The 14,876-nt window shown below is 52.5% G+C and carries 15 protein-coding genes; 2 read left to right on the top strand and 13 right to left on the bottom strand.

The annotated features are described in order from the left end of the window. Positions 1-4: 4 nt before the first annotated feature. The 4 genes from LK536_RS36565 to LK536_RS36550 form a co-directional block, all read right to left on the bottom strand. A complete protein-coding gene (locus tag LK536_RS36565) occupies positions 5-433 on the bottom strand; it encodes a GtrA family protein (protein WP_025483495.1) in 429 nt (142 codons plus the stop codon). Positions 434-579: 146 nt separating this feature from the next. Beyond that, positions 580-1,473, bottom strand: coding sequence for an FAD:protein FMN transferase (locus tag LK536_RS36560; protein ID WP_506092093.1), 894 nt, complete (start codon positions 1,471-1,473; stop codon positions 580-582). 199 nt (positions 1,474-1,672) lie between these two features. Continuing rightward, entirely contained in the window at positions 1,673-2,527 is an 855-nt protein-coding gene (locus LK536_RS36555; protein ID WP_227795216.1) for a D-amino acid aminotransferase, read from the bottom strand. A 27-nt stretch (positions 2,528-2,554) separates the two neighbouring features. Continuing rightward, positions 2,555-3,019, bottom strand: a complete 465-nt coding sequence (locus LK536_RS36550; RefSeq protein ID WP_008721373.1) for an Lrp/AsnC family transcriptional regulator — start codon at positions 3,017-3,019, stop codon at positions 2,555-2,557. 85 nt (positions 3,020-3,104) lie between these two features. Here LK536_RS36550 and LK536_RS36545 point away from each other — a divergent pair, with 85 nt between their 5' ends. Further along, positions 3,105-4,034, top strand: a complete 930-nt coding sequence (locus tag LK536_RS36545; protein ID WP_040381224.1) for a LysR family transcriptional regulator — start codon at positions 3,105-3,107, stop codon at positions 4,032-4,034. An 8-nt stretch (positions 4,035-4,042) separates the two neighbouring features. Here the strand turns inward: LK536_RS36545 and LK536_RS36540 are convergent, their stop codons facing one another. The 6 genes from LK536_RS36540 to LK536_RS36515 all read right to left on the bottom strand — a co-directional run bounded on the left by LK536_RS36540 (position 4,043) and on the right by LK536_RS36515 (position 10,494). After that, on the bottom strand, positions 4,043-4,579 hold the full coding sequence (locus LK536_RS36540) for a hypothetical protein (RefSeq protein WP_008721369.1): 537 nt from the start codon (positions 4,577-4,579) through the stop codon (positions 4,043-4,045). Between the two features lie 4 nt (positions 4,580-4,583). Continuing rightward, positions 4,584-6,206: an AMP-binding protein gene (locus LK536_RS36535; protein WP_227795215.1), complete on the bottom strand. Its 1,623-nt coding sequence runs from the start codon at positions 6,204-6,206 to the stop codon at positions 4,584-4,586. A gap of 8 nt (positions 6,207-6,214) precedes the next feature. Then, positions 6,215-7,216 carry an electron transfer flavoprotein subunit alpha/FixB family protein gene (locus tag LK536_RS36530; RefSeq protein ID WP_025483501.1) on the bottom strand — a complete coding sequence of 334 codons (1,002 nt, stop codon included), beginning with the start codon at positions 7,214-7,216 and terminating at the stop codon, positions 6,215-6,217. Between the two features lie 15 nt (positions 7,217-7,231). Beyond that, positions 7,232-8,020 carry an electron transfer flavoprotein subunit beta/FixA family protein gene (locus tag LK536_RS36525; RefSeq protein WP_025483503.1) on the bottom strand — a complete coding sequence of 263 codons (789 nt, stop codon included), beginning with the start codon at positions 8,018-8,020 and terminating at the stop codon, positions 7,232-7,234. A gap of 12 nt (positions 8,021-8,032) precedes the next feature. Beyond that, positions 8,033-9,175, bottom strand: a complete 1,143-nt coding sequence (locus LK536_RS36520; RefSeq protein WP_120057710.1) for an acyl-CoA dehydrogenase family protein — start codon at positions 9,173-9,175, stop codon at positions 8,033-8,035. A 134-nt stretch (positions 9,176-9,309) separates the two neighbouring features. Next, positions 9,310-10,494: an acyl-CoA dehydrogenase family protein gene (locus LK536_RS36515; protein WP_008721360.1), complete on the bottom strand. Its 1,185-nt coding sequence runs from the start codon at positions 10,492-10,494 to the stop codon at positions 9,310-9,312. A 223-nt stretch (positions 10,495-10,717) separates the two neighbouring features. Between LK536_RS36515 and LK536_RS36510 the strand changes: the two genes are divergently transcribed. Beyond that, positions 10,718-11,116 carry a PaaI family thioesterase gene (locus LK536_RS36510; protein ID WP_008721358.1) on the top strand — a complete coding sequence of 133 codons (399 nt, stop codon included), beginning with the start codon at positions 10,718-10,720 and terminating at the stop codon, positions 11,114-11,116. A 98-nt stretch (positions 11,117-11,214) separates the two neighbouring features. On the opposite strand, the gene LK536_RS36505 is transcribed toward LK536_RS36510, so the two are convergent. The 3 genes from LK536_RS36505 to LK536_RS36495 all read right to left on the bottom strand — a co-directional run bounded on the left by LK536_RS36505 (position 11,215) and on the right by LK536_RS36495 (position 14,869). Continuing rightward, complete coding sequence (locus LK536_RS36505; protein ID WP_008721357.1) at positions 11,215-12,117, bottom strand: LysR family transcriptional regulator; 903 nt, start codon at positions 12,115-12,117, stop codon at positions 11,215-11,217. A 77-nt stretch (positions 12,118-12,194) separates the two neighbouring features. Next, positions 12,195-13,484 (bottom strand): CaiB/BaiF CoA transferase family protein, encoded by a 1,290-nt coding sequence (locus LK536_RS36500; protein ID WP_227795214.1) that lies wholly within the window; start codon positions 13,482-13,484, stop codon positions 12,195-12,197. Further along, on the bottom strand, positions 13,481-14,869 hold the full coding sequence (locus tag LK536_RS36495) for a hypothetical protein (RefSeq protein WP_227795213.1): 1,389 nt from the start codon (positions 14,867-14,869) through the stop codon (positions 13,481-13,483). Before LK536_RS36495 ends, LK536_RS36500 begins: the two co-directional genes overlap by 4 nt. Positions 14,870-14,876: the final 7 nt, after the last annotated feature.

Here is a 14,876-nt window from a genome sequence, read left to right as displayed (position 1 = left end):
TTCCCTACTCAGGCTTATTCTTGAATATCCACAGCTTGCTGAAAACATAATTCAACACCATGTTAAGCACAGAGGATGTGAATTTACAGAATAACTCATATACAAACCCCCTGTCTCCCCCCAGTTTCACCATGACCACCATAAGGACCCATGTAACCACGCCGGAAAATGCCCTGGCTGCCACAAACGCCCCTGCCTCCTTCACCAGATAGGAGGGCCTCATGTTATAATTGCGGAAGACAACCAGCTTGTTCACCACATAGGCAAACAGGACAGCCGCCATCCAGGACAGGGCCTGGGATATCCCAACCCCTATATCCATCTGTCTTAAAACCGTATATACGGCAAAGTCCACTGCCGTGGTAAGGAAACCACATATCAGGTAACTGACCGTTTCATAATTCACACATTTTTCCCATATCTTATGCAGCATTTTTGCTCCTTTGGAAATCAAGGTATCCTTTCCTTATTATATTCATGGAATCCAGCCTTCCTGAAACGGCCGCACATTCCCATCCATCATACCATACCTTTTCCAGCCTTTCAATATTGAGGTGAGGAATCTGAGGCCAAAAAACTTCAGTCCAAAAAACCTTCTGCGCCCTCGGTATAGTGCAGCGTCCCGTCTTTGGTCATGAATACCGCATATATCCCATCCATGCCATCAATCAGCTCCATCCCCTTCTCTAAGCCAAGGGCAAAACAGGTGGTGCTTAAACCATCGCCGTCCACGGAAAGAGGCGAGATGATTGAAACCTGTATCAGGCCGTTCTCATAAGGATAACCAGTGGAGGGGTCCAGTATGTGATGATAGTTGACGCCGTCTTTTATGAAATGGCGCTCATAGACACCGGACGACACCACGGACATGTCGGTAATATCCAGGGCCGCCACTGTTTCGGTATGGGTGGCATAGGGCTTTTGGAGTCCGATCTTAAAGGGGCTGCCGTCAGGACGGCTGCCTACGCACAGGACGTTGCCCCCCAGGTTGATGACGGCGCTGTTTACGCCCTTTTCCTTCAGGTAAGCCTTCATCTCGTCTGCAATGAAGCCTTTTGCAATGGCGCCAAGGTCAATGGTTGTCTCATCATTTGAGAAGGTCACCTGGTTTCCATCCAGTGTGACATTTTCATATCCTACCTTTTTCAGGTCCTTTTGGATTTCATCCGGCCGGGGAACCTGGGAATCCCTGCCTGTGAAGTCCCAGAGCGTGCTTAAGGGTTCGATGGTAATGTCAAAGGCCCCCTCTGAAATACGGCTGTATTCCAGCCCTTTCTGCAGGACACGGGCCGTGCCGCCGGATACCGTGAAGGTGCGCTCCCCTGCTTTTCTATGGTTCATCTGGTAGATTTCACTGCTTTCCAGGGTTTTGCTCAGAAGCTTTTCATAATCAGAGCACAGCTCCATGCAGCCGTCCAGGATGGTCTCGTCCTGAGAATCATACAGGGTCACTGTAATGAACGTGTTCAACAAAAAAGACGACCGACTGACAGGATCCGCATTCTTCCTGCTGCATCCTGCCAGCCAAGCCGTACCTATTATGATTATACTGATTAATAATGATATCCTTGCGCCTGTCTTTTTCATGCCTTTCATTCTATCACTGCACCTTGTAAAAGTCAAGGCAGCCAAACCCTTGCCTTACACAATTAACTGAGAAATATAGCACCCTCTATCTTCCCAAGGCAGTACCGGTTTCCTCAAGGAATTCAGACTTCACCGCATCCTGTATCCTCTTAAGGAGTCCCGGCGCCTTTCCTCCTACGGGCCTGCCGTCTATCTCATCCGCCGACATGCACAGCTTGGTGGATGAGGTGACCAGCACCTCGTCGGCATCCATCAGCTCCTTGAGGGTATATGGCGTCTCGCTCACAGGAATCCCCAGCTTCTTACAATTACTAATCAGATGCGCCCTTGCAATGCCGGGAAGGATCAGGTTGTCTGCCGGGGCCGTGTACAGGATTCCTTCCTTTATTATATGGCAGTTGCTGTGCGCACACTCCGTCACGCGGCCGCCGCGGTGGAAAATGGCTTCCTGGCACCCGGCCTCGCTGGCTTTCTGGGCAGCCATGACGCTGGGAATCAGGTTCAGGGTCTTTATATTACAGTGGAAGAAACGTGTGTCCTCCACTGTTATCAGTTTGATTTTCGCTGTCAGCTCCGGTGCTTTCTGGGGTTTTAACATGACCCATAGATTGGCCGGACAGTCCGCCGGGAACTCATGGGAACGCGCGGCCGTGCCTCTTGTCACCTGATAATATACGAACAGGTCGCCTGTGTCCATCTTCCTGACCAGGTCATTTAACAGGGCCTTCAGCGCCTCCTTGGTACAGGGCATCTGTATCTTCAAAAGTCCTGCGTTGTTAAAGAAGCGGTCCACATGCTCGTCCAGGGCAAATATATGATAGTTGCGGCAGGGGCCCGCGTCATACACGCCGTCCCCGAACCAGCATACCCGGTCATTCATGGGGATGGTCATGTTATCAATTTCGTCATACCTTCCATTATAATAGCCCAATGTCTTCATTCTTATTATCTCCAATCATTCATGTGTTCAGAAGCGCTTCTTTTCCTCTTCCGGGATGGCGGAATATACATTTTTGATTTCTTTTAATACAAAATGCGTCCTGGTGGCCGAGACGCCTGGTATGCTTTTGATGGTCCTGTGAATGCTTTCCAGTTCATCTGAGGAGGAGCAGGATATCTTCAGCACAAAATCATAATCCCCTGTCAGATAGTAGCAGTCCAGAATATTGGGATGTTCCAGGATTATCTCCGTGAAGGAGTCATGGAACCTGGGATGCTCCAGGCTGATTTCCATCAGGGCCGTCACATCATTGCCCAGGGCCTTTGCATCCACCCTGACCGTGTATCCCTTTATGATCCCGGCTTCCTCCATCTTCTTAATACGGTCCAGCACAGCTGACACAGACAGATGGATGGCCTTGCTGATATCGGATGCTGTCTCCCGTCCATTTTCCTTTAGTATGTTCAGTATTCTGTAATCCAGTTTATCCATGTTAACCCCCTGCTGTTTTCCTTTTCAAAATTCCGGTTCTGGTATATACTGGTATAGTATAACATAAAAATACCAGGAGTTGTATATGAATCTTTCTTATTTGAAGTACGCCGTTGAAGTGGAAAAAACCGGTTCCATCACAAAAGCAGCCCAGAATTTTTATATGAACCAGCCTCATCTGAGCAAGATTATCCGGGAACTGGAGCGCGAACTGGGATGCCCCATATTCGACCGCACCAGCCGCGGCATGGTCCCCACCAGACGTGGGGAGGAATTCCTCCGGTATGCCAAGGCCATCCTGGTCCAGGAGGAACAGATTGAGGCCCTCTGTGTCAAAAACAGCGAACGGGCCCTGGAGGTCAGCTTAAGCGTGCCCAGGGCCACCTATATTTCCTATGCGTTTACCGATTATTTGAAGGACATGCGGGCCTTCCCCAGCGTAAGCCTCAGCTACAAGGAAACCAATTCCAAAGATACCATACGCGGCGTGTCCTCCAAGGCCTTTGACCTGGGGATCATACGCTGCCAGGCCCTCTATGAGAATTATTACATGAAAATGCTTCAGGATGAAAACCTGGACTGGAAGGAACTGTGGGAATTCTCCTGCAACGTGCTCATGTCCCCCAATCATCCCCTGGCGGACAGGGACAGCCTTACCTATCTGGACTTTACAGACTGCCTGGAGATTGTCCAGGGCGATATCCAGAACCCGTCCTTTACCTTTGAAGCGCAGGACGCCTCTGCCACAGGCGGAAATTCGCGTAAAACCATTTCCATCTATGACAGAGGCAGTCAGTTTGAGATATTGAAGCAGATTCCCGGTTCCTATATGTGGACCTCCCCGGTGCCTTACAGCTGCCTGGAAAGCACCGGCCTGATCCAGAAGCACTGCAGCTATCCCGGCAATGTCCACAAGGATATGTTAATCTACAGAAGCGGTTACTCCTTCTCAAAGGATGAGAACGAATTCCTTCAATGCCTGGCCCGGATGATCAGCCGCCTGTCGGAACGGTAAGGCGGCTTTTACTTTGCTCCGGACTGCCAGTAAGGCGAGACCTGGTCCAAAGGCATTTCCACAAGTCCCAGCTTACTCACATAACCATAGACCACAAACCCCCGCTTACACCAGAACGTGCATTCCAGGCATGGGTCTTCATCACAATAAGAAAATGCATCCTCATCCGCCAGGGCAAACACGCATGGGGACCGTTTTCCAGGCCCTATATATTTCATGTAGCCCCCGGTAAAGGTTTTCAGATAGAGCCACTCCAGTTCATGGCCCTCTTCCATATCAAAGAATACCTGGACAGCGTTGTCGTTATAGCCGCCCACAATCTTATAACTCAAGGTGCCGCACCTTCCCATGACCTCAGTCCGCACAGGTACCAGCGGCTCCATCCTGATGCCGCAGCAGCTTATATCAGGTTCTGTCTGGGTCCATCCGGTGCGCTGGTAGACACTTCCACAGGTATGGCAGCGGTAAAACACCACGCCGGGACACTGGATAAGGGGCTTTCTGGCGGCCCGGCTTCTTCTGGGGCCAAAAACCTGCTCTTTCAAAGCCTCACCCCCTCTTCTTCAAGTCTTCCAGAAGCAGATATTTTTTCACCTTGCCGCTTCCGGTTCTCGGGATTTCTTTTATCTGTTCCAGCCGTTCCGGCCAGTAACGCTTGGGCACGTGTTTTTCCTTCATGAAGGTCAATACCTGTTCCAGGCTCACGGATATCCCCTGTTCCGGAACCACATACGCACATATACGCTCGCCCAGCCGTTCGTCCGGCATTCCGATTACAGCATGGTCCGCCACACCAGGACATCCCTCCATGGCTTCATCGATATAGTTAGAATTCAGGTTTTCCCCGCCTCTGACAATCATGTCCTTCTTTCTGCCCACAATGCGGATATTACCCGCTTCGTCCATGACGCAGAGGTCACCGCTGTAAAACCAGCCGTCATCGGTAAGGACCCGGTCCGTTTCCTCCCGGTCCTTAAGGTAGCCCACAAACACATTGGGTCCCCTGGATATCTCCTCACCCACGGTTCCCGGCGCCACATCCCTGCCCCGTTCATCCACGGCCCGGACCTGGATTCCCTCAAGGGGACGGCCCGATGTCCTTTCTTTTAACGTCAGCGCTTCCCGTGGCCTGACAAACACATGAGGCACGCTTTCCGTAGATCCGTACACCTCGCACAGACAGATACCAAAGGACGATGCCCGCAGGACCATGTCCTCAGGCACAGGCGCCCCGCCGCACAGATAGAACTTCAGGCTCCCAATGCCTCCCCCCTCCTTCTCCAGATATTTTAAGATATCGTAGATAAACGGGGTGGACCCCATGGAATACGTGCATTTCTCCCGGTTCATAAGCTCAATCGCCTCAGGGCATTTAAACTTTTGCTGAAGCACCACCTTTGCCCCCAATAACATGGGGGCAATGATGCCGTGGTGGAAACCAGTGGCATGGTTCAGGGGCGCGGGCATGAACATGATATCATTTTCGTCCAGTCCAAGCTCCCGGTTGAATTGTTCCTCGCTGAATATGATGTTGCTGTGGGTCAGCATCACACCCTTATTACTTCCGGTTGTTCCCGATGTGCCCAGTATCAGCGCCACACAAAGCCCGTCCATCCGGCCGTATTCCTCCTTTGGAAGCGGGCCGTAGGTTTCAAGTATTTCCCTGTAGGTTGTAAATCCGCCTTTGACCGGGCCTAAGCTGTCCAGGAATACCACATGCCGTAAGGATGCTATCCTGTCCATGACTGCCAGGAGCCTTGCCTCATAATCCTTGCCGCGAAACCAGGCAGTGCCGAAATATATCTTTGTATCGGCTTTGTTCATGGCATGGATCAGATCAGGCTCTTCGTAGCACATGGCAATGGGATGCATCACGGCCCCCGCCTTAAGGCAGCCGATGGCGATTACAATGAACTCGCTCCACACCGGCACCTGAAAGGATACACAGTCTCCCGGCACAATCCCCATATCCTTTAAATAGGAAGCTATCCTGGAGGAAAGGACATCTATCTGGCTGTAGGTATGACGGTTCCCCCTGTCATCCACCACATATTCCCTGTCCGGGAACCGCTCCGCGGTCCGCATGAAGCGGTCCAGGAGGGTTTCATGTCCCCAGTATCCCTTTTCCAGGTAATACTCCTTCTGCTTCTGGTTTACCTTCATTCCATCCATCACATTCCTCAGGCCTGCTTCCTGGCTTTTAACTCCTTAATCAGGGCAGGGACAATCTCAAACAGATCCCCCACCAGGCAGTAATCCGCCACCTCAAATATAGGAGCTGAGGCATCCTTGTTAATGGCTACAATGGTTCCCGATCCGCTCATACCCGCCACATGCTGGACCGCGCCGGAAATCCCGCATGCAATATATAATTTGGGCGTCACCGTGGAGCCGGTCTGTCCCACCTGTCTGGACTGCGGCATCCAGCCCGAATCCACTGCTGCCCTGGAGCAGCCCACTGTCCCGCCTAAAAGGCCGGCCAGCTCCTTGAGTATTGCAAAGTTCTCCGGATTCTTCATACCGCGTCCGCCGGATACAATCACATCCGCCTCTCCCACCGGTATGGTGCCGTCCGCACAGGCCTTTATGAAATCCACTACCTGGGTACGGATATTTCCTGCATGGATATCCTCCCGTATGACCACTGCCTGGTTCCCTTCCACAGGAGCCGGCTTCTTAAATGCGCCAGGCCTTACGGTTCCCATCTGGGGACGTGTGTCACTGCAGAGGATCTGTGCATACAGGTTGCCTCCGAAGGCAGGCCGTTCCCATACCACGTTGCCCGTATCCTCCACACTGAGGGCCGTGCAGTCCGCTGTCAGGCCGGTGTGAAGGCTTACCGCAAGCTTGGAGCCAAGGTCCCTGCCATTGATGGTTGCTCCCACCAGAATGGTGTTGGGGCTGTATTTCCTGCACAGCTGCAGGAAGGCGTATCCGTATCCGTCCGCCGAATAATGGCGGTACTCATCCCCCTGCACCACATAAATCTTATCCGCGCCGTGTCTTTGCGCTTCCTGGATGCCTTCCTCCACATCCTTTCCTATCACCACCGCGCAAAGCTGCTGTCCCAGTCCCTCTGCCAGCTTCCTGCCCTGCCCCAAAAGCTCCAGTCCAACATTTTTGGGGGTTCCTTCAAAACATTCGATAAACACCCATACGTCCTTATATTGCTCAAAACCCATGATACTTCCCCCTTTCTACAGTACCTTTGACTCTTTCAGACAGTCCAGGAGCGAGGCCGCCATCTTCTGGGGACCACCCTCTATGTGTACCCCAGTGGCCGTGCGCTTTGGGGTAAAGGTTGCTTTCACCTTGGTAGGTGAACCCTTTAAACCGATTTTCGTGGTGTCAATGATATCCTTCATGTCTTCAAGGGTCAGTTCCGGTATCTCAGCCCTCAGGGATTCCAGTTTCCCCTTAATGGTTGCATAGCGCGGCTTATTGGTTTCCTTAGTGGCAGTACACAGCACGGGAAGCCTTGCCTCAATGACCTCCACGCCCTCTTCCACCTGGCGTTTTGCAGTCACCTTATCCCCCTCTATTTCCATGGACACAATATAGGTAAGGCGTATCATGTCCAGGTGCTCTGCAATACTGGGGGCTGTCTGCCCCGTGTCACCGTCAATGGCCTGTTTGCCCCCCAGCACCACATCAAATGGGCCCAGATGCCGGATGGCGCTGGATAAGATGTAGCTGGTTGCATAGGTATCGGAACCGCCGAAAGCCCGGTCCGTAATGAGATAAGCCTGGTCCGCGCCCATGGAAAGCGCTTCCCTCAGCACTGCCTTGGCCTGAGGCGGCCCCATGGACAGGACTGTCACGCTCCCGCCGTAAGTATCCTTCAGCTGAAGGGCTGTTTCCACTGCATTCCTGTCAAAGGGATTTAAAATGCTGGGAACGCCGGTGCGTATCAAAGTATTCTTTACCGGATCAATCTTTATCTCTGTTGTATCCGGAACCTGTTTTACACATACAACAATCTTCATCATAATCCCCCTTTATCTGTATTCCTTATTCAGGACATTTGCTATGGTCATGCGCTGTATCTGGTTGGTGCCCTCGAAAATCTGGAATACCTTCACATCGCGCATCAGCTTTTCAACCGGGTATTCCCGGCTGTATCCGTATCCGCCAAAGACCTGTACCGCGTTGGATGTGACTTCCTGGGCACAGTCCGTGACAAAGGTTTTGGTGATGGAACCTTCCTTCTGGACCAGACTGCCCGCATCCATCATCCTCATCGTATTATTGACAAGACATCTGGAAGCTTCAACCTTAATCGCCATATCGGCCAGCAGCGCCTGGACCATCTGGAAATTAATAATGGGGGTATTGAACTGCTTGCGCTCCTTTGCATATTTCACAGCCTCATCCAGCGCCCTCTGCATGATGCCCACGGCCAGGGTTGCCACAAAGGCCCTGGACAGGTTAAGGGCATTTAATGCCAGTTTAAAACCGGAACCCTCCGGCCCCAGCATGCGGTCCCTGGGAACCCTTACATTTTCAAAAATCAGGTCCGTTGTATTGGAAAGCCTGAGCCCCATCTTGTTTTCATGGGCGCCCACCGATACCCCCGGCATGTTCCTGTCAATAATAAAGGCCGAGATACCTTTGTGTCCTGCCTCCGGGCTGGTCTTAAAAAAGCCCACATAGATGTCCGACAGGGCGCCGTTGGTAATAAAGGTCTTGGTGGCATTGAGGACATACTCATCGCCGTCCAGCACGGCGGTTCCCCTGATGCCTGCCGGGTCGGAACCTGCGTTGGGTTCCGTGAGGGCAAATCCTGCAAAGCTTCCCCGGTTGATGATATCCGCAAAATACTGGGCCTGTTCCGGCGTCCCGGCCAGGATGACGTTGCGCAGCGCCACAAAGGTGGTAACAAAGGTGATTGCATAACCGGCGTCCACCTTTGCCAGCTCCTCAAAAATCATGGCCGTTGTCTCATAACTTAAGCCGGTTCCTCCATACTGGGCCGGTATTTCCAGCATATGCAGGCCCATCTTAAACCCCCAGTCAAACAGCTCCCTGGGGCACTCTCCCTTTTCGTCCGCTTCCTGGACATATGGCTTGATTTCATGTTCCGCCATATCCCGGACCAGGGCAATGAGTTCTTTTTGTTCCTCTGTATATAGTAATGCCATTTTCTTTCCCCTTCCCTCTCTTTATGATGAACCGCCTTCCCCATCCCCGGCCGGCAGTCCGGCCGGAATATACATGGACAGGGCTGCCGGCCCTGTCCATACGGGATGTAAGGCTATGTGTCCCGGCCGGATACTTAGATTACATACTCTACCTGACCGCCGAATTTAACCGCGCTTTTAGCAATGGTAATGCGCTGTACGGTGGGGGCGCCTTCCTCCAGCCACATGGCGCGGCAGTCGCGGTACATGCGCTCAACCGGACCATAGGGATTGTCCTCAAAGTAACCCACGCCCCCGAAGATTTCCAGCATTTCATCGCTTACCAGCCTTACGGTATCAATGCTGAACAGCTTGCACATGGCTGCCTTTTCCTCTATGTACTTCCCGTCGGCCTGCACCTCATAATCCTTTGCAAAATCATATACCATACAGCGCAGGGCATGGATGTTCATCTGCATATTGGCAAGCTTCATCTTAATCGCCTGACGCGTGACAATGGGCTTGCCGAAGGTTACGCGGTCGGCCGCGTACTTTAAGGACATTTCCAGCATCCTCTGGGCCATACCCAGGTTGCTGGCAGCGATATGGGCCCTGGAGACAGATAAGGAGTGGAGAGCAATCTCAAGTCCCTGGCCTTCCTGGCCCAGTAAGTATTTTTTATCGATGCGGCAGTCCGTGAACTTAAGGTCGCCATGGCCGGCTCCCCTGCATCCCATCATGTGGGGCATGTTGATTACCTCAAAGCCCGGGGCATCCATGGGAACGAAAAATGCGGATAAACGGTCGGCCTTATCAGACTCCGGATTGGTCACTGCGATGACATACGCAAACTCGCAGCAGTCCGTATGGGAAATCAAGGTCTTTTCCCCGTTTAAGATGTAGCTGTCCCCGTCCCTTACCGCGGTTGTATGCAGGTCAGCGCCTGTTCCCCCGGTGGCCTCCGTCAGGGCAAAACAGGTGAACACGGATTTGTCCTGGAATTTAGGCATGTATTCCGCCTTCAATTCATCATTTCCGTAATCATCCAGTATCCTCCAGTTCAGGTCCATCGCATAATGCAGATGCATCCTCATCCCGCCTGGACCTCTGGAAAATTCCTCCTGTACCTGAAGGATCTCCAGCTCTGACAATCCGTATCCGCCGTATTCTTCAGGAAGCGCACAGCGGTACAGGTCATTCTCAATGGCCAGGTCATAAAACTCCTGCGGGAACTTGTTGGTAACTTCCACTTCTTTTTGGATTTCCTCCAAGGGGCCTTCTGCAAGCCTGCGGATCTGCATCAGATAATCCTGGAACTGCTGGGGTGATAATTTGCTCATAGGGTAATTCCTCCTTGTTATATTTATTCTTATCAATTTTTTAACAATCTCTTGATGATTCCATTATAATATATATTGTTTCACATATCCAATCGGCCTTTTCCCAAGTTTTGTGCATAATCTATAGATTATACCTATGATTTCTATTTTCTATTGTGCATATCAACATTGTATGATATATTGTCCCCATCAGAAATCAATGAAAACAGGAGGTATTGATGACATGAGACAGGATATATTGGAAGGCATCCGCCGCCATATCCAGCCCCTGGCAGGAGTGGAACATGCACAGATCCTGGAAATCGCCCCAGGCCATGCCAGACTGGCCCTTGACGTCCTCCCATGTTCCCTGAATCTTTATGGAAATCTTCATGGGGGAGTGATTTTTACACTCTGCGACATGGCGGCCGGAATGGCCACCTATGCATACGAAGTGTCCAATGTAACCCAGCAGGGCTGCATCCACTTCATCAAGAGCGTTGATTCAGGCAAGCTGTATGTACAGGCAGACGCAATCCACAAGGGAAGCAAAACCGCAATCCACCATGTGGTAATCACCACCCCGGAGGGAAAGACCGTGGCTGACGCCACCTTTACCATGTTCCTGTTCGGCCCGGTATGAATCCCTTCGCAGGAGCAACCGGAAAACCGCCTTGGGCGGGGACCTGCCTTAGGGGGGACATGCCTTAGGTGGGGACATGCCTTAGGCCGGAACATGCCTTAGGTGGGGACACCGCTGAATCCAGGCCCCTTGTCCAGCACATGCTGGATATAATTCTTCACGGCAGGCGTCAGATAGTTATTCCTGTGGTAAACCATATAAACCAGCCTGGCTTCCGCCTCCAGCTCCACCTTCAGGTGGACCAGGTTGTCAAACTGCTTGAGAAGCGGAGTGTCGGCCACAATGGCAACCACCTGGTTGATGGCCGTATAGCCCCCGATGGTGGTCTCATCATAGCCATAGTGGGTGGCTTTCAGGTTATGCTTCCTCAGTTCCTTTTTAATGATCCTGCCCACGGGGCTGTTTTCCGGATAAGTGAGGATTTCATATGGTTCCAGGTCCTCCAGCTTCATGGGCTGGCCGGCCAGGGATGCCAGGGGATGCTTTTTATTGACAATGGTGGTGTATTCCTGGGAAAGGATAGGGGTGAAGCACAGGTCTGTCTCCCCTTCCGACATGGAACAGAACCCCACATCATATGCATCCGAACGGACGCCTTCCACAATAGCCGGGGTCATTCCGTTGAATACATTGAACTTGACGGTGGGGTTGCAGTCCTGCATATAGCTGTTAATGGAGCGTGGCAGGAAATCCCCGCACAGCGTGGGTATGCAGGCCACATCAATCACGCCTCCTATGGTTCCGGAATTTTCCTTTGCATTGTCAATCCCCACCTCCAGTTCAACCAGGGCTTTACAGACATGGATATAAAAGTCACGTCCGTATTTGGTCAGCTTTACCCCCCGTCCTTCCCTCTGGAACAGGTCAATGCCCAGATCCCTTTCCAGGGACAGGATGGAGGCGCTGAGACTGGGCTGGGTGATGTAAAGCTCCTGGGCTGCCTTTGTATAATGCTGCACTTCAGCCAGTTTACGGAAATAGTAAAGCTGCGAAAGATTCATTTACAAAATACCTCCTTATTGAAGCACCTTCAGGGCTTTTGCCCCGCGCATCTTCCTGCGGGGCAAAAACCCTTTCATCAGTTTCCTGTTCCGTCAAAGCCAGGGCCATGGCTGGGTGCTGTCACACTGTCAGGAAGCGGAGGGCCGTCGTAGCATTTTACCGCCCCTTCCTGTTCCAGACGGGTGATTTCCTCCTGGCTGTATCCATATTCCTCCATCACCTTCCTGGTGTCGGCCCCTATGGGCCTGGACCGGAAAAGGACCGGGTCCCCCACGCTCCTTAACCGGATAGGGCTGGTAGGCACGCTGACCTCCCCCAGTGAATCATAGTGGATTTTCCTCAGGATATCGTTGGCATAAGCCTCCTCGTCATGCAGGATGTCATCCATGGTAAAGCATTTCTGGAAGGGGATGTCATTTTCCTTAAAGACCTGTTCCCAGTAGGCAAAATCCTGCTTTGCAAAGGCTTCCTCCATCCACGCAATCATCTGCACGTTATTCCCTGTCTCGTTCAGCACCTCCAGGGTGTCATATTCCTTATTCCCGATCAGATGCCCCAGGCCGATGACCTTCATGACCAGTTCAAAATATTTGTTGTAATGGCCAAAGCACATCAAAAACCATATCCCGTCCCTGGAGCGGTAACAGTTGTTGGTGGGGCAGGGGACCTCCTTCCTTGACCGCGGATACTCCCCTCCCTGCTGGGACACCGCCACGGCGCTTGACATTCCCCATATGGCGCAGTGGTAGAGGTTCACCACCACCTTGTCCCCCCTGCCGCACCTGAGCCTGCGCACCAGGGCTGCCAGGATACCTGCAGTAAGGGCCACGGAAGCATTCCAGTCCCCGAATGCCACAGGCACGTTGGCCGGCTCGAAGTGTTCCCCCTTTTGCGGGAACGCCATGACCAGGCCGCCCCTGGAAGAATAGGAGGTCGCGTCAAAGCCTTTGGAATCCCGTTCCGGCCCCCGCTCCCCGTATCCCCTCATCTGCCCGAAGACAATGTGGGGGAACTTACTGCTCAGCGTCTCATAGTCCAGACCCAGCCGTTTAAGGGCAGGGTCACGGAAGCTGGTAACCACGATATCCGAATCCCCTATCAGACGGTAAATAACCTCCTGTCCCTGGGCCGTCTTCAGGTTCACGCTAATCCACTGCTTATTCATGGAACTTAAATCATAAGCCTGATCGTCGAACTCCGTCTTGGACTTCATCCCCCAGCTGGCTCCCTGGGTGCGCTGTTCATCTCCCACAAAGGGTTCCACCTTGTACACGGTGGCCCCCATCTCGCCTAAGATCCGCGGACATGCAGGCGCTGCCACATAGGCAGTCAGATCCACCACCTTAATTCCCTCTAATCCAATCATTGCAACACCTCATCCTCCTCTTTCTGTTTTTGCAGATTGAACTGGTAATCCTGCCTGATTTTTTCCGGCCCGCACAAAAGGAAGTAAAGAAGGATGCCGATGCCGATCCCCCACGCCCCTCCTTTGGCCACCATGACGCCTGACATCATACCTGCAATCCCAAGGTCCGTCTTGTCCCCTGCAAGGGAAACAGCAATCTGGGTACACACATAGCCCTGGATCATGACCAGGACCGCCAGGACTGCTCCGGAACCGGCCAGCGCCACCAGGTAAAGCGGGTAACAGAACAGCCCCGCCACGGCCAGGATCATGTTGGTCCCATACCCGTCCCATATGCTGTCCATGCCTTCCCTGCCCGAGTTCTTATAACGCTGGAACGTGGAGACCGCATAGGGGGCGCTCATAGGCCCTCCCAAAGGCGGGAACGGGGTCAGCAGGCCCAGGAACAGATTGCGCAGGCCGCAGACAACATTGGTCCTGTTGGTGTTATAATCCACCAGCTCATCCTCCCGGGCAGCATCCATCCCCAGCTGCTTAACCGTGATAAAATCCCCGAAGGCAATGATATAGGCCACAAAGGCAATGGGAAGGGCCTGTAACCAGGTTGCCGCAGGAGCAAAGCCGATATAAAAGGGTGACATGGAACGGATTGCCCCTGCAAAATCAGGCGCAGCCAGAATCTGCGTAAAACTCACCATGGAATAATCAATCTCACCCGTCACCGCCCCTACCAGGAGACATACAAACACGCCGCAGGCAAATGCAAACCGCCCCATGATCCGGAACATATGGATGCGCTCCGAATGCTTCTTAAAATAAGTGCTGAACATGAAGTAGAAAACCACCATGGAGCCGGCAAAGATGGTAATGGGGTAGGTGTATAATCCCGCACCTGCCTTAAACTGGCTGAAGGCCGCGGTGACCGCCGTGCCCATCACAATACCTGCCTTGATGGAGGGCGGTACCATGCCCGTGATCTTCCTGGCGCATCCGGTCACTCCCAGCACGATAAATATGATCCCAAGCTCAATCTGCAAGGCGCCCATGGCCTGCATCCTGGGAATCCCTTCCCCATAACCATTAAGGTATACTATCACCAGGGCAAGGGCCGGGGTAATCCACCCTCCTACCGTGGCGTCCCCCAGCAGCCAGTGGAGGCAGTAGGCCAGACAGCTGAATACAATCACGGCCCATGCCTGCCTGTTTTCAATTCCCAGTATCCCCACCAGGGTGGCAATGGCCGCCAGGGAGGTAACACTGTTGCAGAGGCCGGTAATCGCTTCCGGCCCCGTAAATCGGAAATGGATGAAGGGCAGCCTTATCTTAAACATGCCGCATCCTATATAAGGCTGCTCTTTTCCATATTCTCTTTTTAACACTGACATATGTAAC

Origin of the sequence: Clostridium pacaense, assembly GCF_020709765.2 — a bacterium.
GTDB lineage: Bacteria > Bacillota > Clostridia > Lachnospirales > Lachnospiraceae > Enterocloster > Enterocloster hominis.
Note: the sequence above shows the minus strand (reverse complement) of the source record. Positions and strands in the feature narration are given on the sequence as shown.

Excerpts from the sequence above, each read along its gene's own strand:
- LK536_RS36535 (WP_227795215.1), bottom strand. The coding sequence starts at position 6,206 with ATGGATGGAATGAAGGTAAACCAGAAGCAGAAGGAGTATTACCTGGAA.
- LK536_RS36500 (WP_227795214.1), bottom strand. The coding sequence starts at position 13,484 with ATGATTGGATTAGAGGGAATTAAGGTGGTGGATCTGACTGCCTATGTG.
- LK536_RS36505 (WP_008721357.1), bottom strand. The coding sequence starts at position 12,117 with ATGAATCTTTCGCAGCTTTACTATTTCCGTAAACTGGCTGAAGTGCAG.
- LK536_RS36555 (WP_227795216.1), bottom strand. The coding sequence starts at position 2,527 with ATGAAGACATTGGGCTATTATAATGGAAGGTATGACGAAATTGATAAC.
- LK536_RS36525 (WP_025483503.1), bottom strand. The coding sequence starts at position 8,020 with ATGAAGATTGTTGTATGTGTAAAACAGGTTCCGGATACAACAGAGATA.
- LK536_RS36510 (WP_008721358.1), top strand. The coding sequence starts at position 10,718 with ATGAGACAGGATATATTGGAAGGCATCCGCCGCCATATCCAGCCCCTG.
- LK536_RS36565 (WP_025483495.1), bottom strand. The coding sequence starts at position 433 with ATGCTGCATAAGATATGGGAAAAATGTGTGAATTATGAAACGGTCAGT.
- LK536_RS36550 (WP_008721373.1), bottom strand. The coding sequence starts at position 3,019 with ATGGATAAACTGGATTACAGAATACTGAACATACTAAAGGAAAATGGA.
- LK536_RS36515 (WP_008721360.1), bottom strand. The coding sequence starts at position 10,494 with ATGAGCAAATTATCACCCCAGCAGTTCCAGGATTATCTGATGCAGATC.
- LK536_RS36520 (WP_120057710.1), bottom strand. The coding sequence starts at position 9,175 with ATGGCATTACTATATACAGAGGAACAAAAAGAACTCATTGCCCTGGTC.
- LK536_RS36545 (WP_040381224.1), top strand. The coding sequence starts at position 3,105 with ATGAATCTTTCTTATTTGAAGTACGCCGTTGAAGTGGAAAAAACCGGT.
- LK536_RS36530 (WP_025483501.1), bottom strand. The coding sequence starts at position 7,216 with ATGGGTTTTGAGCAATATAAGGACGTATGGGTGTTTATCGAATGTTTT.
- LK536_RS36495 (WP_227795213.1), bottom strand. The coding sequence starts at position 14,869 with ATGTCAGTGTTAAAAAGAGAATATGGAAAAGAGCAGCCTTATATAGGA.